Below are 25,499 nucleotides of genomic sequence, written 5' to 3'. Positions count from 1 at the left end.
ATGTGGCTTCGTTACTGCCTATGGCGATGTCAGCGGTTCCGGTGCCTGCCGGCCCGCTGGCTGACGCGGGCTGAGGCCCATCAATCTGGTTGAAAACATGGGGCATTCCTCGTCCCATGTCTCCATCTAACTCAGTGTCCTAAATCACCAAAACAACAGAGGATCTGACTTGTCCGAATTCATCACACTTTTCATCAAGCAGCTTCAGTCTCCAACACTTGGCTTCCTGATCGGAGGCATGGTCGTTGCCTCATTCGGCAGCCAGCTGGCCATTCCAGATTCCATCTACAGGTTCATCACTTTCTTCCTGCTGCTGAAGATCGGATTGACCGGTGGCATCGCCATTCGCAATTCCAACCCCACCGAGATCTTCCTCCCGGCACTCGCGGCTGTGGCGCTTGGCATCGTGATCGTGTTCATCGGTCGTTACACCCTGGGGAAACTGCCAGGCATCAACGTGCCTGACGCCGTGGCCACCGGTGGTCTGTTCGGCGCGGTGAGTGGCTCCACTCTGGCCGCTGTTCTGCCGCAGCTGGATACCGCCAAGATCCCCTATGAGGCCTGGACGGCGGCCCTCTATCCCTTCATGGACATCCCGGCCCTGGTGACGGCGATCGTGGTGGCCAGCGTCTACCTCAGCAAGAAGACCGGCAAGGCTGCCGAGAAAGTCGAGATCTGGTCGATCATCAAGGAAAGCGTGCAGAGCTCGGCCGTCACGTCGCTGCTTCTGGGTGTGGCGCTTGGCATTCTCACCAAGCCAGAGCCCGTCTATGAGAGCTTCTTCAATCCTCTGTTCCGCGGCTTCCTCTCGATTCTGATGATCATCATGGGGATGGAGGCCGCCCAGCGCATGAATGAGCTGCGCAAGGTTGCCCAGTGGTTTGCCATCTATGCTTTCTTTGCGCCAATCCTGCATGGTTTTCTGGCCTTCGGTCTTGGCCTTGTCATTCACAAGATCACGGGCTTCAGCATCGGTGGAGCTGTCGTGCTGGCGGTGATCGCCGCGTCGAGCTCGGATATTTCCGGCCCGCCGACCCTTCGCGCTGGCATTCCCTCGGCGAATCCCTCCGCCTACATCGGCGCCTCCACGGCCATCGGCACTCCGGTGGCGATCGCCATCTGCATCCCTCTGTTCATTGGGATTGCTCAGATGATCGGTGGTTAAGCTTTTAAAATCAAAACCAATCGCAAGTTAAAGTCATGAGTCAACAGGTCTGGAAGCTAGTGATCGTTGGGGAGGAAATCCTCTCCAAGAAACTCATCAAGCTCATCAAGGCGGCCGGTGCCACCGGTTACACCGTGAATGCAGCTGGAGGCGAAGGCAGCCGCAATGTTCGCTCCACGGGAGATCCAGTCGTCTCGCATACTCTCTCCAATGTGAAAATCGAGGTGCTCACTGGCACCCGCGAGCTGGCCGACAAGATCGTCCATGAGATCGAAGCCAAGTATTACGCGGACTACTCGATTATTACTTATATCTACCAGGTTGAAGCCCTGCGCGATCACAAGTTCTGATCAGATCAGAGTTGATCTGATCAGATAGGCGATAGGTATCTCGGCTGTGTGCTTGCGCCTGGCCGAGTTTTCGTTTCGGGTGGTCTTGATGGGGGCGGGCCCCGCATCGGCGGTGGTGATGTTCAGGGATTGCACAGCGGGCAGTGCTGTGGGTCCGCCTTGGCCCATCCATCGGGGCGGGGGAGCTCCTCGGTGTGGGAGCAGCTGACGCAGCCGAAGAGCTCGGCGCGCGCCAGGGAGGTGGGCTGAGTGCACCAACCGCAGGGAAGGCCAGGCACCACCTCCACCCGCCCCCAGCCTGGAGCGCCGCAGGCAGGGCAGGGGGTGGAGATCCGTCTGGCCAGTCTGGTGGCCAGGGTGCGCAGGCAGGCCATGCGGGTGGGGTTGCGGTGGGCGCGCATGTCGGTCTCCACCAGGGCCCGGCCGTTGATGGAGCCGGCCGCGGCTGCGCCGATCGCCTCAGCCAGCTGGAGCTGATCCTGCAGATCCTTGAAGAGCAGATCGTCGGCGCCAGACCAGGGCTGCTCGGGGCGCACGATCAGGCCGTGGTCGGGGAAGCCCACCCGTTGAGGCCAGCCTTCCAGTCCCGCCAGCTCGGCGGCACAGCGGTGGTCGAAGTTGGTGCGGCGGGCGATCAGCCGCTCCCAGATCTCCAGCCCGTGGTCCTGATCCAGGAACACCATCACCTCCAGGCCGGCCGCCAGGACGGGCAGAGCCGGGTGGGGGCCGAAGCTGCCCTCACTGGCCATGCCCAGCGGCAGGCCGAGGGAAGCCATGCCCACGAGGGCCTTGTGGCGGCAGGCTTGCTCGGCGCTGCCCGCACGCGGCACCCGTCCGTCGAAGCTGCCCAGCTGATCGGTGTCGAGCTCCGGCGGCAGAGCAACGTCCAGGCCAAGCAGGGCACGAAAGGGACGAGCGAAGGCCCTCTCCTTGCCATGCATGGTGGCCAGGGCGGCAGCACGGCCGCGGTAACGCTCCATTTCTGGCGCTGGTGCTCCGGGCTGGAATCCGGACTTGAGACCACCACCCTAAACAAAGGGGAGGCCAAGTCTGCGGTCCTTGTTGTGCTTGATTCCGGTGGATTGGTGCGATTGATTGCCTGGACTTATCGCTGGCATACGAAATTCTGCCAGGCAAAAATGCCCAGTGATCAAGACTTGCCATTAAGGTCTCTCGACCGCCGCAACGGTGACCCAATGACCCATCCCTGAGGCCCCTTGATTAAGCAATCGGATTTTTGCCTCTACGTCCTAATCCGATTGCCTGCCTGATCTTTTCTTCACTCTGAATCCTGCCCGCCTGGGATGACACACCGTGTCGTCCTTCACTTTCTCCTGCCTTCCTGACCATGCTCAATCGTCGTAAGTTTCTCTCCGTTCTCAGCGCCACCCTGGCCGGCACCCTGATGCTGAATGCCTGTGGTAATCCACCCGAGAAGGGCTCAGGACCCGCTTCCGGCACGGCCCCTGTGGCCGATGCGGGTCTCGAGACGAAGACCATCACCCTGGGCTATGTCCCCATCCTGGAAGCTGCCGCGCTGGTGGCTGGCGTGGAGAAAGGGTTCTTCGCCAAGCACGGCCTTGAGGTGAAGCTGGCCAAGCAGGCCAGCTGGCCCGCCGCTCGCGACAACGTGGTGATCGGCTCAACCGGTGGCGGTATCGACGGCGGCCAGTGGCAGCTGCCCATGCCTCATCTGATCACTGAAGGCATCATCACCAATGGCAACAAGGTGCCGATGTATGTGCTGGCTCAGCTGAGCAGCCAGGGCAATGCCATCGCTGTTTCGAACAGCCTGAAGAAGGCCAATCTGCGGGTGGACCTCACTCCCGCGGCTCCCACGATCCTCGGCTTCCCCAAGACCGAAGGCCGTAAGTTCCGGGCCGCCCACACCTACCCCAATGCCAACCAGGACCTCTGGATCCGTTACTGGCTCGGGGCCGGCGGCATTGATCCCGACAAGGACATCGAGCTGCTGACCGTCCCCTCCACGGAGACCCTGCAGGGGATGCGCAACGGCACGATGGAGGCCTTCAGCACGGGTGATCCCTGGCCCTTCCGCATCGTCACCGACAACATCGGCTACACAGCGGCTCTGACCGCCGAGATTTGGCCTGTGCACCCCGAGGAATTCCTCGGTGTCCGTGCCGACTGGGTGGATAAGCATCCGAAGGCCGCCGTGGCTCTTATCAAGGGTCTGCTGGAGGCCCAGCAGTGGGCCGACAAGGCCGAGAACAAGGAAGCACTGGCGAAGATGCTCAGTTCCCGCCAGTACTTCAACACGCCCGTCTCGGTGCTGGTGCCCGCGCTCAAGGCCGACTACAAGCTGGGTGCCGATCTCAAGCCTTCCACTGATCCCAAGCTGGGGCCGCTCTACTGGGCCAGCGATCGAGGCGTGATTTCCTATCCCTACAAGAGCCTGAGTCTCTGGTTCCTGGTGGAGTCGCTGCGCTGGAAATTCCACCCTGGCAAGCTCGACACGATCGATCAGGCCAAGGCACTGGTCGACAAGGTGAACCGGGAAGACCTCTGGCGTCAGGCCGCCACTGAGCTGGGCCTTCCCGCCGCGGACATCCCCACCGGCTCCAGCCGTGGCAAGGAAACGTTCTTCGATGGTGTCGTCTACGACCCGGAGAACCCGCAGGCCTACCTCGACAGCCTGAAGATCAAGCGCTGAGTTCTCTCCAAGGCCCCCGGCGCACGGACCGGCACCGGGGGCCATTCCTGGCCCGAGGCCTCATGGGCCCCGGCCGTGCCTGTCCCATCCAACTCCTCCTCTTCAGGACGAACGCGTCATGGTTTCCGTTCCCCAGCCACGCGCTGGATCCAAAATGAATCCGATCCGCTGGCTGATGCTCAACCGCAGCACCTGGCTTTACCCACTCCTGGGGATCGGCGGATTTCTGCTGGCCTGGCAACTCAGCGCCAGCCTGAATCTCACCCGTCTGCCAGGACCTCTGAGTCTCTGGACCGACGAGCGTACGCGCGAACTGCTGCTCTATCCCTTCTACGACCGGGGTGGCCTCGACAAGGGACTGTTCTGGCAGACCATGGCCAGCCTGGGACGCGTGGCCCAGGGGTACTTCCTGGCTGCACTGGTGGGCATCGCAGCCGGCATCACGGTGGGACTCAGCCCAGCATTGAACAGGGCTTTCGACCCCCTCTTCCAGTTTCTGCGCATGGTGGCGCCTCTGGCCTGGGTTCCGATCGCCCTGGTGATCTTCCAGAAGAATCAGCCGGCGGCGATCTTCGTGATCTTCATCACGGCGGTCTGGCCGATCCTGATCAACACGGCCGAGGGGGTCCGTCAGATCCCCCAGGACTACCGCAACGTGGCCCTGGTGCTGCAGATGTCGAAAGGACGTTTCTTCACCAAGGTGCTGCTGCCCTCGGCTCTCCCTTACATCTTCACGGGTCTGCGCATCTCGATCGGTCTGGCCTGGCTGGCGATCATCGCCGCTGAGATCGTCATGTCCGGCATCGTCGGCATCGGCTTCTTCATCTGGGATGCCTACCAGCAGAACTATGTCAGCGACATCGTCCTGGCTGTGATCTGGATCGGTGCCGTGGGTCTGCTGCTGGATCGAGGCATGGCCTGGTTGCAGAGCCGCCTCACTCCGGGCCAGTGATGCGCTTCTTTTCGCTTACCAAACTCGAGCTCCGATTGAGGTCTGAATGATGACGGCACTGGTTGATGTCCGCACAGTCGAGAAAAGCTTTCCATTGCAGGGGGGCGGCACCTACCTGGCCCTGAAGGGCATCGACCTGGAGATCCGCAAGGGGGAATTCATCTCCCTGATCGGTCACTCCGGTTGCGGCAAGAGCACCCTGCTGAACATGATCGCCGGGCTCGATCTACCCAGCGAAGGCACGGTGCTGCTGGATGGCGAAGCCATCAAGCGCCCCGGACCCGACAAGATGGTGGTGTTCCAGAACTACTCGCTGCTGCCCTGGCTCACGGTTCGGGAGAACATCGCCCTGGCGGTGGATGAGGTGATGGGCAAGATCGGCAGTAGTGAGCGCGATGCCCTCGTGCAGGAGCACATCGACATGGTGGGGCTCGGTCCGGCGGCGGCCAAGCTGCCGCTGCAGCTCTCCGGTGGCATGCGCCAGCGGGTGGCGATCGCCCGGGCCCTGGCGATCCGCCCCAAGCTGTTGCTGCTCGATGAACCCTTCGGGGCGCTCGATGCGCTCACCCGGGGCAATCTGCAGGAGAAGCTGATGCAGATCTGCAACGAGCATGAGCTCACCGCGGTGATGGTGACCCACGACGTGGACGAGGCGGTGCTGCTCTCCGACCGCATCGTGATGCTCACCAACGGCCCCGGCTCCAGGATCGGCGGCATTCTCGAGGTGGACATCCCCCGGCCAAGGGCCCGCCTGGATGTGGTGCATCACCCCAGCTACTACAGCCTGCGCTCGGAGATCATCTACTTCCTCAACCGCCAGAAGCGGGTGAAGCAGTGGCGCGCCCGGCCCCATGCCGTGGTGGCGCGCCATGGCCTTGAGAAGGTGAACTTGGATCTGGGTTTCCTGCCCCTGGCCGCCAGTGCCCCTCTGGCGGTGGCCGAAGCCCACGGGCTCTTCGCCAAGCACGGCCTCGATGAGGTGAGACTGATCCGCGAAACCAGCTGGCGCGGCATCGTCGACGGGCTGGTGGACGGCACCCTCGACGCCTCGCTGATGCCGGCGGGGATGCCCACCTGGATGACGGCGGGCGGCCACGGCGGCACGCCGCTGCCGATCGTGACGCCGCTCACCCTGAGCCGTAACGGCAATGGCATCACCCTGGGCCGGCGCCTGGCGGAGCAGGGGGTGCACACGGTGGAGGACTACCGCGCCTATCTCAAGAGCCATGAGCGCGAGCCCCACACGATGGGGATCGTGCACGAAGCCTCGATGCACAACCTGCTGCTGCGCTACTGGCTGGCGGCCAACGGCATTGACCCCGACAAGGATGTGCACCTCCAGGCCTTGCCCCCGGCCCAGATGCTCGCCGACCTCAAGGACGGCAGCATCGACGGCTACTGCGTGGGTGCCCCCTGGCTCGACCGGGCCATTCGCGACGGCCACGGCATCGCGGTGGCCGGCGATCTGGCGATCTGGCCCGGCCATCCCGGCAAGGTGCTGGGGCTGCGCGAAGACTGGGCGATCGCCTATCCCAACACCAACATCGCCCTCACCAAGGCGCTGCTGGAGGCCTGCCGCTACTGCGCCGATCCGGCCCACTGGGCCGAGCTCAGTGAGCTGCTCAGCGACCGCCGCTACCTCGGCATCAAGCCGGAGATGATCCGCTTCAGCGAGGCCAGCGCCGACGTGGACCGGGGCGGACCGGAGAGCGAGGGGGCGGTGCCGCACCACCTGTTCTTCGGGGAGGGGCTGAACCGTCCCAGCCGCACCGAGCACCTCTGGATGATGACCCAGATGGCCCGCTGGGGTGAGATCCCTCTGCCGCGCAACTGGGTGGAGATCCTCGAGCGCGTCTGTCAGGTGGGGGTGTTCAGCACGGCGGCGCGGGAGCTGGGCCTCGATGCAATCAGCTATCAGCGCCAGGGCATCGAGCTCTTCGATGGCCTCCCCTTCAATGCCGAAGATCCGATCGGTTATCTCAACGCCCAGACGATCAAACGCGATTTCAGCATCGCCGAGATCCCGCTGGCGCCACCCCGGCGCGGCTGAAGCACCACGGCAACGGGGCCCTGATGCCCCTGGCCCCGCTTGCTGCTTCCTGAATTCTGTTCACACTTCCATTCCGTTCCGACTTCCTCAGCGAGATCCTCCATGTCGACCCTGATCCAGCCTGCCCCCATGGGAGTTCCGGCCTCGGCGGCACCGCCGCCAGGCGAGGCCTTCCTGCGTTTCGAGAACGTCAGCAAGGTGTATCCCACCCCCAGCGGTCCCTATCCGGTGCTGGATGGCATCGATCTGGCCGTGAACCAAGGGGAGTTCATGTGCGTGATCGGCCACTCCGGTTGCGGCAAATCCACCCTGCTGAACATGGTCTCGGGCTTCGCCACCCCCAGCGATGGCCAGGTGATGCTGCATGGCAACCGGATCACCAAACCCGGCCCTGACCGGATGGTGGTGTTCCAGGGCTATGCCCTGCTGCCCTGGTTCACCGCCTATGAGAATGTGTACCTGGCGATTGATTCGGTGAAGCCGGATCTGCCGGCCCGTGAGAAGAAGGAGATCACCCGCGAGCACCTCGCCATGGTGGGCCTCACCGAAGCGGCCGAGAAAAAGATCCTGCAGCTCTCCGGTGGCATGAAGCAGCGGGTGGCGATCGCCCGGGCCCTGGCGATCCGTCCGGAGGTGCTGATCCTCGACGAACCTTTCGGGGCCCTCGATGCCATCACCAAGGAGGAGCTGCAGGAGGAACTGCTGACGATCTGGAACACCCAGAAGTGCACCGTGTTGATGATCACCCACGACATCGACGAAGCGCTGTTCCTGGCTGATCGCCTGGTGATGATGACCAATGGTCCCGCCGCCAGGATCGGCGAAATCATGGACATCAGATTCCCACGGCCGCGCAACCGCGAGGAGATCATGGAGGATCCCATCTACTACGACATGCGCAACCAGGCGCTGGATTTCCTTTACAGCCGTTACGCCCACGACGACACGGAGTGAGCAAAAAAAGCCCCGGCACTGGGGCCGGGGCAGGAGTCCTCTTCTCTCGATCAACGCCTTTGCGTTTCGCTCAGTTCTTCAGTGCGATCAGCCCTCCACTTTCACCACAACGGTGCTGTGGGTCTGGGCCTTGGGGGCCGTGACGGTGAGCAGACCATCGCGGTAGCGGGCTTCGATGCCCTCCCGCTGCAGGCCGGCGGCAAAACGGAAGCTGCGGCTCCAGGTGCCATAGCGGAATTCGCTGTGGATGGGACCGCCTTCTTTGGCGTCGCCGTTGCCGCTGGTGGTCTGGGAGCGGCGCTCAGCGCTGATCAGCAAGGTGCGGTCGGTGGCCTTCACCTCGATCGAGTCCTTGTCGACACCGGGCAATTCCAGCACGACGACATAGGACTGATCGGTTTCATGCACTTCGGCGGCTGGTACACGCTCGGCCTGATTGACCTGTTGCTCCAGACGCTCGAGTAGATCGAAGGGGGAATGGCGCAGGGTCAGCATGGTGGTGTCCTTCACAATTGAGAATCCGGGTGGTTCCGGATCACCCGTCCAGCCAATGTGGCCGATCCCAATGAGATCCAGGAGCGTGTAGACCGTCCATCTCAGTACGGTCTACACGCCTCAGCCGGTCTCTACACCAGAACTGGAGGGAGAACCGACAGGGGCACCTGCGGCAGCCACCACCAGCTGGAGAAGGCAGCGGCCTGACCGCGGTCTTGGCCGTGGCTGTCGCGCAGGGTCCAGAGGCGGGCGCCATGGATCACGAAGCGGCGGCCGTGGCTGTCGATGCGGATGCCGGTGTAGCCGCTGATCGCCTCCTGGGCCCGGGCGCTGGCCAGCAGACGGTCGCGGCCGGAGCGCTCGATGGGCTCGGCCGTGAGCCGGGAGGGCATGCCGACCATCTCGGCCCAGGGGCGCCGCCAGAGCGCCAGGGCTGAACTGTTGGCGTAGATCAGACGGGGGTCGTGATCAGGCCGATCTGCGTTGCCGTCGTGGGCGAGCACCACAGTGGCTGCCGCGAACAACTCCTGAGCCCGCCGGCGGTCTTCACCAGGTGTTGGCGTTGGCGGGGCCGGGCTGGCGGAGGCGATCAGGGGCCGGCCGAAGGCCCGCTGGTGCGAGGTCAGCAGCCAGGTGGCCCGCTCCATGGCTGCGGGGCAGAGCCAGGGGGCCTCACCGGGGAGCGAGCCGGCCTCAGGCACCGGCATCGCTGCTGGCGCCACCCATGGCCTGGGCGAGGGCCTGTTGGCTCACCCGGCTGGCCTGGGCCTGCAGCAGGCCGAGGAAGTGGCGGTTGGCCTCTGGGAAGAGGGGTTCGTGGGCCAGGGGCAGATCACCGGCCTCATCGAGCCCGCTCTCCCCCTCCATGGCTGGCGTGATCACCACCAGATCCGGATCCAGAGCTGAGGCGTACGACCACCAGCGGCTCGGGTCGATCACGGCTGGGTGCACCGGGTGCGGCACATGGACGGCGGCCCGGCGCTTGCCGCCTCCGGCTGCAGCCAGCTGTTTCCGTCGGCGCTTGGCCAGGTCGGAGAGCAATTGGGTCCTGGAGCGGCCGCGCAGCTGGAAGAGCACAAAGGGGTCTTCGCTGAAGCGATCGCCCATCAGGTAGTAGACGGCGCTGACGTGCTTGCAGGGATTGGCCTTGTCGGGGCAGCTGCACTCGCTGCGCACCTCCTGCAGCTTGAAGGGAAACAGGCGGCGGCCGCTGGCGGCAAAGGCGCGCTCAATGTCCTGGGGCATGACTCCGGCCAGCAGCTGGGCTGACCAGCGGGCCTTCTGGCCGAGGGCTTCGAGCACGTAGCCCCAGTCGTCGTCGCTGAGCACATCCAGCCAGAGCTTCACCTTGTAGGGCTCCTCCTCGGTGCCCTGCACGCGGGCATGCACGCGCCGCCCTTCGAAGCGGATCGAGAGCACGTTGCCCTCGCGCACATAGGACCAGGCGCGCTCGAGCCGTTTCTTGTAGCGGTAGGAGTTGATCAGCTCCATCCACTGCTCCACCCACCAGGGCTGCTGCCCCAGGCCCTGCTGGCCCAGCTGGGTGGTGATGGGACTGCCGCCGAAGGCGGTGCCGGTGCCGGAGAGGGTCATGGAGAAAGTATGCCGAGCGGCTGGTGCTGCGGCCGCTGCTGGCCTGTGCTCGCCAGGCTGGAGGGGATCTGGGAGCTGAGCATGGCCCGTGTCGCCGAGCGTCTGGCCGCCAATGTGGATGGCCCCTTCTATGTGGATGCCAGCTGCATCGACTGCGGCACCTGTTGGCAGTTCGATCCGGCCCACTTCGCTCCCACCGGCCGTACCTCTCACGTACGGGCCCAGCCAGCTGGTGAGGAGGAGACCCGGGCGGCCCTGCTGGCCCTGCAGGCCTGTCCGGTGGCGGCCATCGGCACCACCCGGGAACTGCTGGCCCAGACGCCCGCCGATGGCTTCCCGGCCCTGGTGACCAGCGTGCCCCAGGGGCAGGTGCACTACTGCGGCTGGGCGTCGCGCAAGAGCTTTGGGGCCAGCAGCTGGCTGATCACGCGACGGCGAGCCGATGGCAGCCCCGACAACGTGCTGATCGATTCCCCGCGCTGGAGCGCTCCTCTGGCCCGCCGGATCGAGGCGCTCGGCGGCGTGGGCCGGATCCTGCTCAGCCACCGCGACGACGTGGCCGACCACCAGGCCTGGGCCGAGTGCTTTGGCGCCGAGCGCTGGATCCATGCCGCTGATGCGGAGGCGGCTCCGCAGGCGGAGCACCGGTTCGAGGGCACGGAGCGGCTGCGGCTCGATGATGACCTGCTGGTGATTCCGGTGCCGGGACACACAGCCGGCTGCGTGGCGGTGCTGTTCGCCGATCAGGTGCTGTTCAGCGGCGACCACCTCTGGTGGGGGGTGGATCCGCCGGGTGTGGTGGCCTCCCGGCGGGTCTGCTGGTGGAACTGGGAGGAGCAGCTGCGATCCGTGGAGCGGCTCCTGGATCTGGACGTGCGCTGGCTGCTCCCCGGCCATGGCCGCTGGCATGCGTTCGCCCTTGGCGAGTGGCGCCGGGAGCTGGAGGCCACGCTGGCGCGGGAGGGACAGGGCGGGGAACTCTGAAGGTGGATGTGCGTTGAACGCATGGCTCAGGCTTCAGGCCCACGGCTGATGGATCGTTTCCGGGAGGAGATGCAGGTGAGGCATTACGCCCGGCGCACGATCACCAGCTATGCCCAGTGGGTGAAACGCTTCCTGCGCTTTCACGGCATGCGGCATCCGAGGGAGATGGGCGAAGAGGAGATCAATGCCTTCCTGTCTCATCTGGCTACGGAGGGTCAGGTGAGTGCTTCCACGCAGAACCAGGCGCTGTCGGCCTTGTTGTTTCTCTACCGGACGGTGCTGAGCGGAGATGTGGGGAACCTGGAGGGAGTGGTTCGCGCCCGGCAGCGCAAGCGGTTGCCGGTGGTGCTCACAGTGGCTGAGGTGAAGGCGGTGCTGAGTCAGCTCGAAGGGGTCGAGCAGCTCGTGGCGCAGCTGTTGTACGGCAGCGGTCTGCGGCTGATGGAAGCCCTGCGGTTACGCGTCAAGGATGTGGACTGCCAAGCCCGGCAGCTGACCGTTCGCAGCGGCAAGGGTGACAAGGACCGGGTCACCATGCTTCCAACCAGTGTGGTGGAGCCCGTGCAGGCCTATCTGCTGGCCGTCCGGGAGATCCATCGGGCTGATCTGGCGGCCGGGTGGGGCCGTGTGATGTTGCCCCTGGCACTGGGACGCAAGTATCCGACCGCAGCTTCGGAGTGGGCCTGGCAATGGGTGTTTCCGCAGGCTCACCGCTGGCATGATCGGAACAATCGAACCGAAGGTAGGCACCACATCGACCCATCCCTGATCCAGAAGGCCGTGAAGCGAGCAGTGCTGAGCGCAGGAGTCAGCAAGCAGGCCAGTTGTCACACCTTTCGGCATTCGTTTGCCACTCACCTACTGGAACGTGGCCATGACATTCGAACCATTCAGGAGTTGCTTGGACACAGTGACGTGAAGACGACGATGATCTATACGCATGTGCTGAATCGCGGCCCCTGTGGGGTGATGAGCCCAGTAGACCTTTTGTAGCGAAACAAACATTTGGTTCTCGGACCCGCCGAAGTTCTCTTGAGCGATAGGGCAATGAGAGAAAGGGCCTTATGCTGGAAGGGATTTCAGCCATTGGCTTGGGACGCTTAGGGTTCTTATGCGGCCAAGGGGACTGAGCAGGGGGCGGATACCGGACCCGCCGAAATACTGTTAGATCGTCGGGTACGTTGTCGGAGTTCGAAATCAAACCTAGATTCACATCTTGGTCAGGATGCGCTAAAAATTCAACAGAACACAATGGATCGCACGAAGCTTTTTGAAAACATGATGCACGGTACTTATAATCAATGGCATTACAGGGATCAAGTAAGCCTTAAAAATGCTATTATAAGTGAAGTCCTCATCACGGCCGGCTTCTCAATCCTCATCCTGCGGAAATTCCAGTGCTAGGCAGCCTTTGCTTCTTTAACAACAAGGGCGGCGTTGGCAAAACAACGCTCGCTTGCAACGTAGCCTCATATCTTGCCGAGAAGGAAGGCCTCAACATCCTCCTCGTCGATGCAGACCCCCAGTGCAACGCCACACAGTTGGTTCTGCCAGACGAGACTACGGAGCGGCTGTACGAGAGCGGCACAGGGCTGACCGAGATGGACTCCCTCAAGCAAGTTCTCCTACCGCTACTCAAGGGAGACGCATCATTAGGAACAACTCACAATATCGCTGGGCCGGACACAAATAGTTTCGGCATATCGGTGCTACCGGGACATCCACACATCGCACTGCTTGAGGATCGCCTAAGTACGAACTGGACTCAATTCATGGGGGCCGACTTGGGAGGCGCCAGGGTATCGAATTGGAATTCACAGCTTCTCTGCCAACTGAAGTCACAGTATGATCTCATTTTGTATGACGTGGGGCCCAGTCTGGGCGCGCTGAACCGGTCAATCTTGATAGGTGTCGACTACTTCATGGCGCCCATGGGCTGCGATATCTTCAGCCTCATTGGTATTGAGAATATAGCAAACTGGATAGATCAGTGGCGAAGTTACTATGATCAAGCTTACGCTCAGGTAGCCTCGCGCCATGAGACCACACTCCAAGAGTACGCGGGGCAGGTACGTGCCTCGTCAGGTGTTATGGCGCGTTTCGTCGGATACACTGTGCAGCAGTACATCACCAAGACAATCCGCGACGAGAAGCGCGCGACAGGTGCTTACGAGGCAATTCTCGCGCAAATCCCAGAAGAGATATCTAATAGCCTCGGGCCATTTATTGCTCAGCCACTCACTGACGCTGATATGCGACTCGGCGACGTGCCACATATGTTTAGCCTCGTTCCTCTCGCGCAGACTTCTCACACACCAATTCATAAGCTAACGAGACGTGAAGGGCTGTCGGGGGGGCAGTTTCAGCAGCAAGTTAAGTATACGGAGTTTATTCATGCACTAGCGGGATCGCTTATGCGTAATCTGCGGCGTAGCGCGGAGTTTCGACATGATTGAATGGCCGAGGGACCTCGTTAGGGACATTGCCGCTCGACGTTCGGTGGTTTTCTTGGGAGCGGGGGTGTCGAGAAGCGCAGAAAACGCTAGCGGTGTGCATCCACGAGGGTGGACAGACTTCCTCCACCATCTGGCCGCACAGGTGGCGGACGCTGCACAGAAAGCAGAGATCGAGCAGTCCATTACAGACGCGGACCTACTCACCGCTTGCGAGCTGTGCCGCAAGTACTTGTCGCCACACGTGTTCAAAACTGAGTTGATCCAAGAGTTCTCGGGAAACGGATACCGTCCCGCACAGATACACGACGATCTGAGCCTGATAGACTCTCAGCTTGTAATGACCACCAATTTCGATAAGCTGTACGAAAATCGAGCAAATCAGCTGCAAGCTAATACAGTCATCGTCAAGAACTACTATGACAAAGACGTCGCCGATGTGTTTCGACGGCGAGATCGAGTAGTCCTAAAGGTTCATGGCACTATCGACCTTCCAGATCAAACCATTTTCACTCGTAGTCAGTATGCCTTGGCACGACGCGACTACGGACACTTCTATCAGCTCCTCCGAGCTCTTTTTGTCACCCACACGTTCGTCTTTCTCGGCGCTTCGATGCGGGATCCTGATATGCAACTATTGCTGGAAGATCATGCATACCGGTTCGAAGGTTCACGCCCTCATTACATCGTGATGCCCGAGGACTCCGCTCGCAGAGGGGTTTTGGAAGTTTTAGAGGAGACTATGAATCTTAAGGCACTAACCTATGATTCTGTGGACAATCATAGTGCGCTTGCCTCATCAGTTTCCGCACTCGTGCCCCTTGTCGAGTCGGAGCGCGAGAACATCGCGGCGACTGCTGGGTGGTAAAAAATGGCTTCAATACTAGCCGCTGAGGCGCAGCTTGCACCCGTTGAGTGGCGAGAATCAGCCTCGACGGCGGATTCTCGACTGCATCAGCTCGCTCCATATATCGGGAAACTGAAACCGATTATCGCTCGACAACTGCTAAGAGAGTTCACTGCCCACAATGAAATAGTTTTAGACTGCTTCTCAGGTTCAGGTACGGTACCGCTTGAGGCCGTGATCCTTGGACGACGCGTACTAGCATTTGACACTAATCCTTATGCGGTGACTCTCACCAAGGCAAAGCTTGAGCCTCCGCCGACCCTAGATCTCGCTAACGAGCAACTCGTATTGAGGCTTGCCGCGTCGGAGAAGAGACCACGTTACGCAGAAGAGTCCATCCCGGATTGGGTTCGAAAGTTCTTTCATCCGGAGACGCTTCAGCAAACTCTGAGATTTGCAGATGAATGTTTGGAGCACGACGATCCGTTTTTACTCGCATGCCTCCTCAGCATTTTGCACCATCAACGGCCTGGTTTCCTCTCCTACCCGAGTAGCCATCTAGTCCCATACCTTCGTGATCGTAAGTTCCCACGAGTTGAGTATCCTGAAATGTATGCGGAACGAGCTCTTCAACCGAGGCTCGAGGCCAAGCTACGACGTGCGTATAAGGACAGCTTCTTGATCGAGCCCGATAGAGTAATGAAGGTTGATCAAGTGGGCGTGGCTGATCTAAAACTTGAGTGCGAGGTTGATGCAATTGTGACTAGTCCCCCGTACATGAATGCGTTAGACTATGTACGGGATAACAGACTTCGGATGTGGTTCCTTGATCGAAGCACGGCCGACTACTCACCGGAGCCGACAGAAAAGCAGGCTGACTCAGATGCGATTACTGCAGCGTTCGCCCGCAACGCGCTGAAGTACTTACGATCAGGTGGTCACTGCGTGTTAGTCATTGGCGAAAAGGTCTCTCGCAAGCGTGTTACGACGCATCCTGCGGAGCGGATGTTCGCAAAGCTCGTCACTGAGTTCCCTGCGCTTCAGCTAAAGCATGTCATCGAAGACGAAATCCCTGACGTTCGGCGTTCGCGTCGCTCAGGTGCTGCCACGAAACGAGAGCTCATTCTTGTTCTACAAAAGGCGTGAGGTAGTGATTAGCCTTCATCATTACGAGCCAAGGCAGAGGATTTTTTCGGCAAGCGCTACTCATGCTGATGGCACCCATCCTATCCTCAAATTCTCTGTTATGGGAGCCGATCTGAGCGATTCTCAATTATCGAGATCGGCTAGTTTTATCCTGTTTATGAGAATTGCTCTTCGTCATAACTCTGGTGTGATGCTCGATACTCATCTCTGATACGGGAGCTCCGCGCGCAAGCCCCGAATAGTCGATGCAAGACCTTGACGTATCACTAAGAATGAGATTTTTCCTTCGCTAGGATTACGCCAGCAAAAAGGTTTAGCAATGAGCATTGCCCTGCGGGATGTTTTTACCAGTAACTGCCAAAACCCCCTCATCGTGCTCGGTGCACTCTCTGGTCAGCAAGAAAGCGTCTTCTGGCGATCTAACATCATCATTCACCCGACCCGAATCAGTGAGATCTTTCTTAGGCGCAGTCCTGTGCGGGCGGGTGATGATGGGCGTTAGCCATGCAAAAAAGCCTAAGAATTCTTTGACTTGACAACTCAGCGCAACTAGACTAGGATAAATCGAAAAATAATTAAAATGAAGTTCTTCAGATTCCTCAACAACGAAAAAGCGGATGTCATCATCGACTCCTCAGGGGCGTCCACTGTCAGCATTCTTGAAACAATTCTCAGCCCAGAAGGGAAGAAAGAACTGAGGAATATGGCCGAATTTGCAGAAAAACATAACTTACGACAACCACAGTCATGTTAATAAATAACGCATATACATGCTAGAGGCAAATGCCTTTTAACTCTCTCCTGCTGCCATTGGTCGGGGGGTTTCTTTTTATATCAGCCTGGAACAAGACCAAGTACAATTCGAAAAGATCTAACGGCCAAAGGCTTATTCTAGAGTCTGCCTTGTGGGGCACCCTCTTTCTTGGAATATCATACATAGCTGTTCGTTTGCTGAACTGGAGATTTCCAGCAATTTATCCAGTATGGCACTGCTTGATTCCATTTCCCCAGCTTGGGGCACCAATGGGATCTTTGCTGATTGGGGCATGCCTTCCATTTATTCTAAATAAAGTCTGGTTCAGGAGCGAGAAAGAACAGAACGCAAAAAGTTATGCGGCTTTCTCTGATTACCTTGGCCTTGTCTTTTTTAAGGCCCAATTAAAGAAGAAACCAGTCATGATTGCCTTGCGTAATGGCAAGATATATATAGGTTTTATCCATGGCTGCAATTCCCCTGGCAAGCACGATGGTGGTGGTTCGCTATATATACAGCCGTCGCTAAGCGGATATCGCCGGCATGTAACTCATGAAATGTGTATTACCACTGACTATACAGCAATCCTTGAAAGCATTGCAAATCCCGTAGAGGAAGAGCGAACTAAGCTCGAGTCAATGACGCAGAGCCATGACAAGAACAAGATTAAGGATCAAGAGCAACAGCTCAAAACAGTTGAGAGCGCTGCCGAAGAACGACTAGATGACCTCAAGATGGCCCTTTCAGTCTCGGATATCATTTCTGCAGTGGTTTTTGATAGATCGGCCTATGGGCAGTTTAATCCCATGTTCAAGACTTAGGAGGAGAAAAGGCAAAAGAAGAAGGCGCTTTAGGGCACCTCGAAAAATCTACGTCGCTCCCTGACAGCCTATGAAATATGCAATAGAATTGGTTCAGTTCAACACAGCTGAATGGGACAGCGTGGATTCTGGGATGAGGAGAAGCGCATCCACAGGCTTCAGCAGAAGAAGCCCACGTTAGCGACCCTGTCCGAGACGATTCCCTGGGATGCCTTCAGGCCACTGCTGGAGCAGGGTTACAGCCATGAACGCAAGAGCAATGCTGGCCGTAAGCGGATTGATCCGATCATCCTCTTCAAGATGCTGGTGCTGCAGCAGCTGTTCAACCTCAGTGATGAGGAGCTGGAATTTCAGGTCAACGACAGACGCTCATTCGAGGAGTTTGTCGGACTGGGAGTGATGAACACCATTCCCGATGCCACCACTATTGCCTTCTTCCGCGAGCGGCTCCGCAAGGCGGGTGTTGTCGATGAGCTTTTTGAACGTTTTGAGGAGCACCTGCGGACCCATGGGCTGGAGGCCCGTGGTGGGCAGATCATCGATGCAACACTTGTCCCAGTTCCCAAACAGCGAAACTCAAGGGAGGAGAACAAGACCATCAAGGATGGAGCCATTCCAGAGAAGTGGTTGGACAAGCCAAACCGCTTGCGCCAGAAGGACACTGACGCTCGCTGGGTCAAGAAGAATGGCGTCAACCACTACGGCTACAAGAACAGCATCTGCATTGATGCCACTCACGGCTTCATTCGCAGATTTGCCATTACCCCAGCTAATATTCACGACAGCCAGATGCTTACGCAGGTGCTAGACCCTGAAAATAGGGATGACTTTGTCTGGGCTGATTCTGGCTATGCAGGTGCTCAGTTTGAGGATCTCCTGGACCTGGGTGGTTTTGAGAGCCGAATTCATGAAAAGGGCTCACGCTGCCATCCCTTGAGCGAGGAGGCCAAGGAACGGAACAAGGTCCGATCAACTGTACGGGCCAGGGTTGAGCATGTCTTTGGTGCAATCACAACCTGCATGCGCGGCAAGCTGACAAGGCGGATTGGACTGGCCAGAACGAAAGCTTGGTGGGGACTGCGTAATCTGACTTACAACTTTCTTCGATACCTGCATTGCAACTCAAAGGCAATGCTGGCTGTCTGATCATTCGGCAACGGGATAATTATCCCGCATTTAAGTCATGAATGTCAGTCATCAGGCGGATCTGCACGTGCAGAGGATGGGCATTTTGCTTCTCAAGGCAGCCTGGGTAGTGGCAATATTTCGAGGTGCCCTTTAATGGGCCAGCCTCACAGCTATTAACAATTACAGTTTATTTCTCCGTAAGATGGCTGACAATCCTATTCGCCAGGGCCGCCACCGTGGACTGCATTGATTCATCCAAAGCAGCCTGTGGCCTGGTGATAGCAAGCGTTAGCTGTCTTTCCTATGCCAGAGTATGCACACCGACAATCAAGGAGAAAGCAAAACCATGAACGTCAGTAGAACCCTGTTAAGTATCGCGTCCAGTTCCCTGCTATTGATGTCCCCGTCTGTCGCGGTTTCAGCGGAGGAGCCTAAGTACAAGGCGGACGTTCCCAGGTCGGTTCTTACGCCGGACAGCGTCAAGACCCGGCTCGGGACCTTGCGCTTCAAGGATGGCGCACCGGATGATGCGACCGTCAAGACCGTGTATGACAACCTGGATTTCATGCGGGGCGTCCAAGCCTTTCTCGACGGCATACCTGCGGCATCGATCTATGCGATGTGCAACGGCCTGCTGGAAGGCGCCGGGGTTAACGATCAGACGGTTGGCATTTTCGAAACGCTCATGGACGCCAGGTCGCTTTTCCTGACGGCCAACTCGACAACCGTCTATGTCACACACTGCTTTGATCTGGAAAACGGTCCGGTCGTGCTCGAGGCATCGCCGGGACTTCTCGGGCCGATTGACGACGCCTACTTCAGGCACGTCACCGATGTGGGCTTCACCGGTCCGGACAAGGGGAAGGGTGGCAAGTACCTCTTCGTTCCGCCGGGCTACGAGGGTGAACTGCCCGAAGAAGGCTACTTCATCGTCAAGTCGTCCACCTACACGTTGTGGCAACTGACCCGGGCTTTCGTGAAGGATGGTGATCTCGCAGCGACCGCGCAAGCCGTCAAGGACACGATGCGTGTTTACCCCTGGGCGCAGCGCGATAACCCGCCGGAAACGAAGTTCGTCAACCTGTCGGAACTGAAGTTCAACACGATCCACGCCAACAATTTCGAGTTCTTCGAGGAAATCAACGCGGTCATCCAGAAGGAACCGGGCGATGCCTTGCCGGCTGAACTGGTTGGCACTTTGGCGGCGATCGGCATCAAGAAGGGCCAGCCCTTCGCGCCTGACGACCGGATGCGCGCGATCCTGACCGACGCGGTCGCGGTCGGCAACGCAACCGCGCGTTCCATCATCTTCGCCCAGCGGGACAAACGCGGCTTCTACTACCCGGACCGTCAGTGGAAGACGAACTTCATCGGCGGCAGTTCTGAGTTCTACGACAACGGTGAGCGGATGAAGGACTCCCGTGTCCTGTTCCACTACTACGCCACTGGTATCACGCCTGCGATGGCAGCGCCTGCCGTCGGCACGGGATCGGTCTACGGCTACGCCGAACGCGATGCCAATGGCGACTATCTCGATGGCGGCAAGACCTACAGCATCACGCTGCCGGCTCCGGTCCCCGTCAACAACTTCTGGTCCTTCATGGTCTATGACAACCAGACCCGGTCAATGCTGGAAACCGATCAGAAGTTTGCAGGCATCGACAGCAACAGCCCCGATCTGGTGGCGAACGACGACGGTTCCTACACCATCTGGTTCGGACCGGAGGCGCCGGAAGGCAAGGAAGGCAACTGGGTCCAGACCATGCCGAACAAGGGCTGGAACACCCTGATCCGCCTCTACGGCCCGCTTGAGCCCTGGTTCGACAAGACCTGGAAGCCGGGCGACTTCGAGCCGGTCGAATAGGTCCGGGATGTGCTCTGGCCCGGCCAACCGCCGGGCCGGATTTCTCCAGCCGCTCTTCTTAACAAGAATAAAAGACATGACCAGGATAAGGATCTTTTCGGGAACGCTTGCCGCCCTTGCCAGCCTTGGCATGGGCGGCCCGGTTCCAGATCACCTTCCTTTACCCGAAGTAGCGAAAGCGTTCCGTCAATCGAAGTTTCCCCGCAAGCGGCCACGCTGCCGGACTCGGACAACCCAATGAACCAACTCCCAATCATGAAACGAGGTTAATCTAATGAAACTTACTAGAATCCATTTGAGGGCCGCAGCCAGTGCCTTGATCTTGTTGTCTGCGTCTTCTGGGGTTTCCGCACAGGAGCCGAAGTACAAGGCTGATGTTCCAGGGTCCCTGCTGACGCCGAATGCGGTTGAGACCGAACTGCTCGGCACGCTGGACTTCTTTGATGGCATGCCCAGCGACGAAACGGTTCGCAAGACGTTTGATTTTCTGGATACGTCGCGCGCCGCCGAAGCATTCCTGACTGGCATGCCCGCTACTTCGATCTACGCCATGCTCGAGGGCATGAAGCAGGCTGGTGCCATGCCTGGTGACCTCGTCCTCTGGGAAAACTACGGTGACGCCCGCACGCTTGCATTGACCTTCAATACCTCGACGCCCTATGCGTTCGCCGAGATCAACGTCAAGGACGAGCCCGCTATCGTCGATGTGCCGGCAGGGATGCTGGTCGGCGCGGTCGATGACGCATTCTTCCGCCATGTCACGGATCTCGGGGCAACCGGGCCCAATCAGGGCAAGGGCGGCAAATTCATCTTCGTAGGTCCGGACTACAAGGGCACGCTTCCCGACGGTTATCGGGTCATCAGGACGCCGACCTACCGCAACTGGATGTTCCTGCGTGCCATCGTGCAGGAGGCCGGTCTGGAAGCGGCTACCGAGGGGCTGCGCACCAAGTTCCGCGTTTATCCTTTGTCGAAAATCAGTAACCCGCCCAAGGGCAAGGTTGTGTTCGCCTCAGGGGCCAAGATCAACACAATCCATGCGAACGATGTTACCTACTACGACGAGTTGAACGCCGTAGTGCAGTACGAGCCCGCAGACGCTTTCGATCCTGAGATAGTCGGGCTGTTCGCGTCGATCGGCATCAAAAAGGGCAAGCCTTTCGAACCCGACGCTCGTATGAGGAAGATTCTTGCTGAAGGTGTAGCGATCGGCAATGCAGCGGCGCGGTCGTTGACCTTTCGCCCTCGCGAGGAGCGCCTGTATTTCTATCCCGGTCAGCGCCAGTGGTACTCGCCTTTTACAGGCGGCAGTTCAGAGTTCATGAACAATGGTGAGCGTGTGCTGGATGACCGCATCATCTTCCACTATTACGCCACCGGAATCACGCCCGCCATGGCGCGGGCTCAGGTCGGCACCGGTTCAGCCTACGCGATCGGTGCGCACGATTCGGAAGGCAACTACCTCGACGGCGGCAAGACCTACACGGTCACGTTGCCAGCTCCGATTCCGGCCAAGGATTTCTGGTCGTTCGTGGTGTACGACAACCAGACGCGGTCAGTGCTCGAAACGGATCAAAAATCCGCTGGCGTTGATAGCAACAGTCCCGACATCAAGGCAAACGCCGATGGCTCCTACACTGTTTGGTTTGCTCCGATGCCGCCGGCAGGAAAAGAGGGTAACTGGGTGCAGACCATGCCAGGCAAGAGCTACAATGCGCTGCTTCGCCTCTACGGCCCGCTTCAGCCATTCTTCGACAAGACATGGATACCGGGCGATTTCGAGCCTGTGAAGTGATTTGTCCTTCTACATAACGAGTAGATCGTCTCTATCAGACAGCTAACAGCCGGTTGCAGCGGACGGTGCTCACGCGCCGCCGCTGAACCGGGGCGTTAGGCCTCGCAAGCGGATCCGTTTAACGCCCATCTTCAGTAAGTTCATCGCTCGATCTCTTCACCGATGTACTCTCCCGATGTTGACGGCTTTTCGTTTCGTGGCTCGGCCGTAAGGTACACCGAGTCTCCCCCTCCAGAGGGCCTTGTTGAGGTGGTGCACTGCTTCTGGGAGCTCCGGACCCTTGCGGAGCTGCCGGATGACTTTCACTATCACGCACTACCTGATGCGTGCGTGAACCTGTTGTTCAATCTCATCGACACCGAGATCGCCGGGGTCACAGCGCTACATACGGAAGCGAAAACACTTAATCTCGGCAGGTGGTTCCACTACGCTGGGATACAGTTTTATCCAGGCGCGCCGTTTCGTCCTGCGGGAGTTCCGGGCCAGGGTCGACTGAACGCGGTTCCCCTGCCCCTTCGCGGCGCTGCCTCCGCCTAGGCTCGTTTCAGGCCTTACGGCCTTTGACGGCTCCCGTGAAGACGTGCCCTTGAAGTGCCTCCGCTTCAACGACGGATCCTCGCTCCCCATGCTGGGCCTGGGGACCTGGAACGCCCAGCCGGGGGAGGTGGGCGCAGCGGTGCACGCGGCCCTGCGGCTCGGCTACCGTCACATTGACTGTGCCGCCATCTACGGCAACGAGGCCGAGATCGGTACGGTGCTCAGTGCGGCGATCGACGAGGGCGTGGTGACCAGGGAGCAGCTCTGGATCACCTCCAAGCTCTGGAACAACGCCCACGCTCCCGAGGCCGTGGAGCCGGCCCTGAAGAAGACCCTGGCCGATCTGCGGCTCGACTACCTCGACCTCTACCTGATCCACTGGCCCGTGGCCTTCCGGCCGGGGGTGCTGATGCCTGAGTCGGCCGAGGATCTGATCGCCCTCGAGGAGCTGCCCATCGCCGCCACCTGGGAGGCACTGGAAGCCACCGTGGAGCAGGGGCTGTGCCGCCACATCGGGGTGAGCAACTTCGGGGCGGCCACCCTCGGGGCCCTGCTCGATCAGGCCCGCATCCGGCCGGCCGTGAACCAGATCGAGCTTCACCCCTACCTTCAGCAGAGCAACATGCTCTCCTTCTGCGAGGCCCGCGGGGTGCATCTCACCGGCTACGCTCCGCTCGGTTCGGCCGGCCGGCCAGCGTTCATCAGGCCCTCCGGCGAGCCGGTGCTGCTGGAGGATCCAACCATCCACGCGATCGCCGGGCACCGGGGCATCACCCCGGCCCAGGTGCTGCTGCGCTGGGCCCTGCAGCGCAGAACCGCCGTGATCCCGAAGTCGGTGAGCCCCGCGCGCCTCTGCGAGAACCTCGCCGCCGCCGAGGGCGACCTGGCCGCTGAGGACATGGAGGCCATCGCCGCCCTCGATCGCGGACGGCGCTACATCGATGGCTCCATCTGGGTGAAGCCTGGTGGCCCCTACACCCTGGAGAGCCTCTGGGCCTGATCAGGCGGCGGCGATGCGCCGGCGCAGATAGGCGATGGCCAGTTCGGAGGTTTCCCGCACCAGTTCGGAGCGAAGGGGGTGCTCCCGGGTGGCCGAGAGCCACAGCAGGTTGCCGATCGTCTTCACCAACAAGTAGGTGATCAGGCGGCCTTCTCCTCACTAAGCCCGGTGCTGACGTGGACCCCAAAACCTGATCCACTCCTTATGAGAGCTTCCCTACCGGCCAGACTTGGCCAGGAGAAGCCCCATGAAACGCAAACGCCACAACCCCGAGCAGATCATTCGCAAGCTGCGGACGGCAGACCAGCTACTGAACCAAGGACAGACTGTTGCTGATGTCTGCCGAGCACTGGAGGCTTCGGCAGCGACGTATCACCGCTGGCAGCAGGTCTATGGCGGCATGAAAGCTACGGTGGCGAAACGACTCAAGGAGCTTGAGCAGGAGAACAGCAGGCTCAAACGACTGCTCGCTCTGGCCAACGCTGCTATGAGGAGCGCAGCGGAATCAACGCAACCAGCGCCTGCCTTGCGACCCTTGAGGTCGCCCCGGCCCATGAGATGGGCTGAGTGATGCCGATCCTCAGGGCGCCGCTGAAGCCTGGAACGCTGAGCCGTGAGAGGCCTTTGTGTCTCGCGCGACCCACGGCGGAGCCGCCCGGCGAAAGCTGGCCAGAATGGCGATCTGTAACTATCCAGCCCATGGCGCTCGAGCTGATCCCGCTGCAGCCCCAGCACCTTCCCGAAGTGGCGCGCATCTGCCACGACGCCTTTGCCAGCCTTCACGACCGCCATGCGGTCCCCAGGGACATCGCCGACATCGGCACGGCAGAGATGATCCTCTCCCATGTGGCCGGACGTCCCGACTACACCGGCGTCGTGGCCGTGCTCGACGGTCGTCCCGTGGGGTCCAACTTCCTGCTCCATGCTGATCCGGTCGCCGGGGTGGGGCCGATCACCGTGGATCCGGTGGTCCAGTCACGGGGCGTCGGTCGGGAGATGATGCAATGGGTTCTGGGCGAAGCGGAGCGGCGGGGCATTCGCGCCACTCGCCTGTTCCAGGAGGCCATCAACACCACGTCGCTAGCGCTCTACAGCCGGCTGGGATTCGCTTGGCGGGGCACGGCGGCGGCGATGCAGCCCGCTGCCGCAGGCAGCGATGACCCGTCGATCCGCCCACTCAGCGCCGATGACCTGGAAGCAGTCAATAGCCTGAGTGAGGCGGCCTACGGCTTCTCGCGCGCCGGCGACGCCGCGGGGTTGCTGGCGGGGGGGATCCCCGGCTTCGTGCGGGAACGCGATGGGCGGTTGGTGGGCTACAGAATCGCCTCGCTGTTCGGCCACGCCGCCGCCGAAACGGACGACGACCTGCTCGCCCTGATCGCCCACAGCGCTCGCCATGTCCCGGCCCCCATGGCCGTCTTCCTCTGCCCGCTTCACCGCTCCGAGTTGTTCCGCCGTGCCCTGGAGGCAGGCCACCGCACGCTGAAACAGCTGACCTACATGTCCTACGGGGAGTACACCGAACCCCTGGGGGTGTATTTGCCCTCGATCCAATGCTGAGAGGGTCACCTGGTGATAACGGTTTGATCCCAGCCAATTGACGAGATCCCCGGTAATCGGTTCACGGTGAATGAGAGTCCTCATCCGACCAGACTCGGCGGGGAGGAGATGGCGGCCTATCTGGACGCCTGCATTGAGGAGGCGGATGGAGATGTGGCTTTCATTGCCAAGGCATTGGGTGACATCGCACGGGCATAAGGTATGACCAAGGTGGCCAGGGATTCAGGGTTATCCAGAGAAAGTCTCTATAAGGCATTGTCTGGAGAGCGCAGTCCGAGTTTTGACACCATCCTCAAGGTCGTGTCGGCCTTGGGCCTGAAGTTGAGCGCTAGTGTGAGAAGTGAAGCGGAGGTAGCCTGAGTGTTGATGGCGAAGCG

The 25,499-nt window shown here is 60.1% G+C and carries 24 protein-coding genes and 2 pseudogenes; 21 read left to right on the top strand and 5 right to left on the bottom strand.

What is annotated here, in order from left to right; translation table 11 throughout:
- Nucleotides 1–169: 169 nt before the first annotated feature.
- Both WH5701_RS11485 and WH5701_RS11480 read left to right on the top strand, forming a co-directional pair.
- Entirely contained in the window at nt 170–1,165 is a 996-nt protein-coding gene (locus tag WH5701_RS11485; RefSeq protein ID WP_006172554.1) for a sodium-dependent bicarbonate transport family permease, read from the top strand.
- Between the two features lie 35 nt (nt 1,166–1,200).
- Nucleotides 1,201–1,515 carry a hypothetical protein gene (locus tag WH5701_RS11480; RefSeq protein WP_037981031.1) on the top strand — a complete coding sequence of 105 codons (315 nt, stop codon included), beginning with the start codon at nt 1,201–1,203 and terminating at the stop codon, nt 1,513–1,515.
- A gap of 122 nt (nt 1,516–1,637) precedes the next feature.
- On the opposite strand, the gene WH5701_RS11475 is transcribed toward WH5701_RS11480, so the two are convergent.
- Complete coding sequence (locus WH5701_RS11475) at nt 1,638–2,495, bottom strand: DUF6671 family protein (RefSeq protein ID WP_006172551.1); 858 nt, start codon at nt 2,493–2,495, stop codon at nt 1,638–1,640.
- Between the two features lie 368 nt (nt 2,496–2,863).
- Between WH5701_RS11475 and WH5701_RS11470 the strand changes: the two genes are divergently transcribed.
- From WH5701_RS11470 to WH5701_RS11455, 4 genes are all read left to right on the top strand, one after another.
- Nucleotides 2,864–4,189 carry a CmpA/NrtA family ABC transporter substrate-binding protein gene (locus tag WH5701_RS11470; RefSeq protein WP_006172550.1) on the top strand — a complete coding sequence of 442 codons (1,326 nt, stop codon included), beginning with the start codon at nt 2,864–2,866 and terminating at the stop codon, nt 4,187–4,189.
- 154 nt (nt 4,190–4,343) lie between these two features.
- On the top strand, nt 4,344–5,141 hold the full coding sequence (gene ntrB / locus WH5701_RS11465; protein WP_006172549.1) for a nitrate ABC transporter permease: 798 nt from the start codon (nt 4,344–4,346) through the stop codon (nt 5,139–5,141).
- Nucleotides 5,142–5,190: 49 nt separating this feature from the next.
- Nucleotides 5,191–7,191 carry a nitrate ABC transporter ATP-binding protein gene (locus WH5701_RS11460; RefSeq protein ID WP_037981025.1) on the top strand — a complete coding sequence of 667 codons (2,001 nt, stop codon included), beginning with the start codon at nt 5,191–5,193 and terminating at the stop codon, nt 7,189–7,191.
- Between the two features lie 129 nt (nt 7,192–7,320).
- On the top strand, nt 7,321–8,145 hold the full coding sequence (locus WH5701_RS11455) for a nitrate ABC transporter ATP-binding protein (protein WP_050751580.1): 825 nt from the start codon (nt 7,321–7,323) through the stop codon (nt 8,143–8,145).
- 87 nt (nt 8,146–8,232) lie between these two features.
- Here WH5701_RS11455 and WH5701_RS11450 read toward each other — a convergent pair whose 3' ends face one another.
- The 3 genes from WH5701_RS11450 to WH5701_RS11440 form a co-directional block, all read right to left on the bottom strand.
- Nucleotides 8,233–8,640, bottom strand: coding sequence for an Hsp20/alpha crystallin family protein (locus WH5701_RS11450; protein WP_037981300.1), 408 nt, complete (start codon nt 8,638–8,640; stop codon nt 8,233–8,235).
- 131 nt (nt 8,641–8,771) lie between these two features.
- Nucleotides 8,772–9,347: an MEKHLA domain-containing protein gene (locus WH5701_RS11445; protein ID WP_006172545.1), complete on the bottom strand. Its 576-nt coding sequence runs from the start codon at nt 9,345–9,347 to the stop codon at nt 8,772–8,774.
- Complete coding sequence (locus WH5701_RS11440; protein WP_006172544.1) at nt 9,334–10,233, bottom strand: SWIM zinc finger family protein; 900 nt, start codon at nt 10,231–10,233, stop codon at nt 9,334–9,336. Before WH5701_RS11440 ends, WH5701_RS11445 begins: the two co-directional genes overlap by 14 nt.
- An 81-nt stretch (nt 10,234–10,314) precedes the next feature.
- Here WH5701_RS11440 and WH5701_RS11435 point away from each other — a divergent pair, with 81 nt between their 5' ends.
- The 12 genes and pseudogenes from WH5701_RS11435 (at nt 10,315) to WH5701_RS11385 (ending at nt 23,562) form a co-directional block, all read left to right on the top strand.
- Complete coding sequence (locus tag WH5701_RS11435) at nt 10,315–11,217, top strand: MBL fold metallo-hydrolase (protein ID WP_037981298.1); 903 nt, start codon at nt 10,315–10,317, stop codon at nt 11,215–11,217.
- A gap of 21 nt (nt 11,218–11,238) precedes the next feature.
- Nucleotides 11,239–12,210, top strand: a complete 972-nt coding sequence (locus WH5701_RS11430) for an integron integrase (RefSeq protein WP_006172542.1) — start codon at nt 11,239–11,241, stop codon at nt 12,208–12,210.
- A gap of 404 nt (nt 12,211–12,614) precedes the next feature.
- On the top strand, nt 12,615–13,673 hold the full coding sequence (locus tag WH5701_RS11425) for a ParA family protein (RefSeq protein ID WP_006172541.1): 1,059 nt from the start codon (nt 12,615–12,617) through the stop codon (nt 13,671–13,673).
- Between the two features lie 142 nt (nt 13,674–13,815).
- Complete coding sequence (locus WH5701_RS11420; protein WP_006172540.1) at nt 13,816–14,538, top strand: SIR2 family protein; 723 nt, start codon at nt 13,816–13,818, stop codon at nt 14,536–14,538.
- A 3-nt stretch (nt 14,539–14,541) separates the two neighbouring features.
- A pseudogene (locus WH5701_RS18805) lies at nt 14,542–14,802 on the top strand (DNA methyltransferase); the annotation flags it as partial.
- 393 nt (nt 14,803–15,195) lie between these two features.
- Nucleotides 15,196–15,663, top strand: coding sequence for a hypothetical protein (locus tag WH5701_RS18435; RefSeq protein ID WP_232201877.1), 468 nt, complete (start codon nt 15,196–15,198; stop codon nt 15,661–15,663).
- A 993-nt stretch (nt 15,664–16,656) separates the two neighbouring features.
- Nucleotides 16,657–17,238 (top strand): hypothetical protein, encoded by a 582-nt coding sequence (locus tag WH5701_RS17700; protein WP_232201875.1) that lies wholly within the window; start codon nt 16,657–16,659, stop codon nt 17,236–17,238.
- Nucleotides 17,239–17,349: 111 nt separating this feature from the next.
- Nucleotides 17,350–18,384 (top strand): IS5 family transposase, encoded by a 1,035-nt coding sequence (locus WH5701_RS11405; RefSeq protein ID WP_006170455.1) that lies wholly within the window; start codon nt 17,350–17,352, stop codon nt 18,382–18,384.
- A 379-nt stretch (nt 18,385–18,763) separates the two neighbouring features.
- Nucleotides 18,764–20,230 carry a DUF1254 domain-containing protein gene (locus WH5701_RS11400; RefSeq protein ID WP_232201874.1) on the top strand — a complete coding sequence of 489 codons (1,467 nt, stop codon included), beginning with the start codon at nt 18,764–18,766 and terminating at the stop codon, nt 20,228–20,230.
- Nucleotides 20,231–20,546: 316 nt separating this feature from the next.
- Nucleotides 20,547–22,025: a DUF1254 domain-containing protein gene (locus WH5701_RS11395; RefSeq protein WP_232201873.1), complete on the top strand. Its 1,479-nt coding sequence runs from the start codon at nt 20,547–20,549 to the stop codon at nt 22,023–22,025.
- A gap of 162 nt (nt 22,026–22,187) precedes the next feature.
- Nucleotides 22,188–22,562, top strand: a complete 375-nt coding sequence (locus WH5701_RS18800; protein WP_006172536.1) for a DUF6597 domain-containing transcriptional factor — start codon at nt 22,188–22,190, stop codon at nt 22,560–22,562.
- An 88-nt stretch (nt 22,563–22,650) separates the two neighbouring features.
- Nucleotides 22,651–23,562 carry an aldo/keto reductase gene (locus WH5701_RS11385; RefSeq protein ID WP_006172535.1) on the top strand — a complete coding sequence of 304 codons (912 nt, stop codon included), beginning with the start codon at nt 22,651–22,653 and terminating at the stop codon, nt 23,560–23,562.
- On the opposite strand, the gene WH5701_RS18635 is transcribed toward WH5701_RS11385, so the two are convergent.
- A complete protein-coding gene (locus WH5701_RS18635; RefSeq protein WP_255346402.1) occupies nt 23,563–23,691 on the bottom strand; it encodes a hypothetical protein in 129 nt (42 codons plus the stop codon).
- 118 nt (nt 23,692–23,809) lie between these two features.
- Here WH5701_RS18635 and WH5701_RS11380 point away from each other — a divergent pair.
- The 3 genes and pseudogenes from WH5701_RS11380 to WH5701_RS18690 form a co-directional block, all read left to right on the top strand.
- A pseudogene (locus tag WH5701_RS11380) lies at nt 23,810–24,034 on the top strand (transposase); the annotation flags it as partial.
- 227 nt (nt 24,035–24,261) lie between these two features.
- Nucleotides 24,262–25,122, top strand: a complete 861-nt coding sequence (locus WH5701_RS11375) for a GNAT family N-acetyltransferase (RefSeq protein WP_006172532.1) — start codon at nt 24,262–24,264, stop codon at nt 25,120–25,122.
- A gap of 201 nt (nt 25,123–25,323) precedes the next feature.
- Nucleotides 25,324–25,482 (top strand): addiction module antidote protein, encoded by a 159-nt coding sequence (locus WH5701_RS18690; RefSeq protein WP_300974208.1) that lies wholly within the window; start codon nt 25,324–25,326, stop codon nt 25,480–25,482.
- The last annotated feature ends 17 nt before the right edge of the window (nt 25,483–25,499 follow it).

This window comes from Synechococcus sp. WH 5701 (genome assembly GCF_000153045.1).
Taxonomy (GTDB): Bacteria; Cyanobacteriota; Cyanobacteriia; order PCC-6307; family Cyanobiaceae; genus Regnicoccus_A; species Regnicoccus_A antarcticus.
Note: the sequence above shows the minus strand (reverse complement) of the source record. Positions and strands in the feature narration are given on the sequence as shown.

What these genes read in the sequence shown, in the direction of transcription:
- WH5701_RS11475 (WP_006172551.1), bottom strand. Translation starts at nt 2,495, where the DNA reads ATGGAGCGTTACCGCGGCCGTGCTGCCGCCCTGGCCACCATGCATGGC.
- WH5701_RS18690 (WP_300974208.1), top strand. Translation starts at nt 25,324, where the DNA reads ATGACCAAGGTGGCCAGGGATTCAGGGTTATCCAGAGAAAGTCTCTAT.
- ntrB (WP_006172549.1), top strand. Translation starts at nt 4,344, where the DNA reads ATGAATCCGATCCGCTGGCTGATGCTCAACCGCAGCACCTGGCTTTAC.
- WH5701_RS11430 (WP_006172542.1), top strand. Translation starts at nt 11,239, where the DNA reads ATGGCTCAGGCTTCAGGCCCACGGCTGATGGATCGTTTCCGGGAGGAG.
- WH5701_RS11375 (WP_006172532.1), top strand. Translation starts at nt 24,262, where the DNA reads ATGGCGCTCGAGCTGATCCCGCTGCAGCCCCAGCACCTTCCCGAAGTG.
- WH5701_RS11455 (WP_050751580.1), top strand. Translation starts at nt 7,321, where the DNA reads ATGGGAGTTCCGGCCTCGGCGGCACCGCCGCCAGGCGAGGCCTTCCTG.
- WH5701_RS11480 (WP_037981031.1), top strand. Translation starts at nt 1,201, where the DNA reads ATGAGTCAACAGGTCTGGAAGCTAGTGATCGTTGGGGAGGAAATCCTC.
- WH5701_RS11405 (WP_006170455.1), top strand. Translation starts at nt 17,350, where the DNA reads ATGGGACAGCGTGGATTCTGGGATGAGGAGAAGCGCATCCACAGGCTT.
- WH5701_RS11440 (WP_006172544.1), bottom strand. Translation starts at nt 10,233, where the DNA reads ATGACCCTCTCCGGCACCGGCACCGCCTTCGGCGGCAGTCCCATCACC.
- WH5701_RS11470 (WP_006172550.1), top strand. Translation starts at nt 2,864, where the DNA reads ATGCTCAATCGTCGTAAGTTTCTCTCCGTTCTCAGCGCCACCCTGGCC.
- WH5701_RS11445 (WP_006172545.1), bottom strand. Translation starts at nt 9,347, where the DNA reads ATGCCGGTGCCTGAGGCCGGCTCGCTCCCCGGTGAGGCCCCCTGGCTC.
- WH5701_RS11460 (WP_037981025.1), top strand. Translation starts at nt 5,191, where the DNA reads ATGACGGCACTGGTTGATGTCCGCACAGTCGAGAAAAGCTTTCCATTG.
- WH5701_RS11400 (WP_232201874.1), top strand. Translation starts at nt 18,764, where the DNA reads ATGTCCCCGTCTGTCGCGGTTTCAGCGGAGGAGCCTAAGTACAAGGCG.
- WH5701_RS11385 (WP_006172535.1), top strand. Translation starts at nt 22,651, where the DNA reads ATGCTGGGCCTGGGGACCTGGAACGCCCAGCCGGGGGAGGTGGGCGCA.
- WH5701_RS18800 (WP_006172536.1), top strand. Translation starts at nt 22,188, where the DNA reads ATGTACTCTCCCGATGTTGACGGCTTTTCGTTTCGTGGCTCGGCCGTA.
- WH5701_RS11450 (WP_037981300.1), bottom strand. Translation starts at nt 8,640, where the DNA reads ATGCTGACCCTGCGCCATTCCCCCTTCGATCTACTCGAGCGTCTGGAG.
- WH5701_RS11435 (WP_037981298.1), top strand. Translation starts at nt 10,315, where the DNA reads ATGGCCCGTGTCGCCGAGCGTCTGGCCGCCAATGTGGATGGCCCCTTC.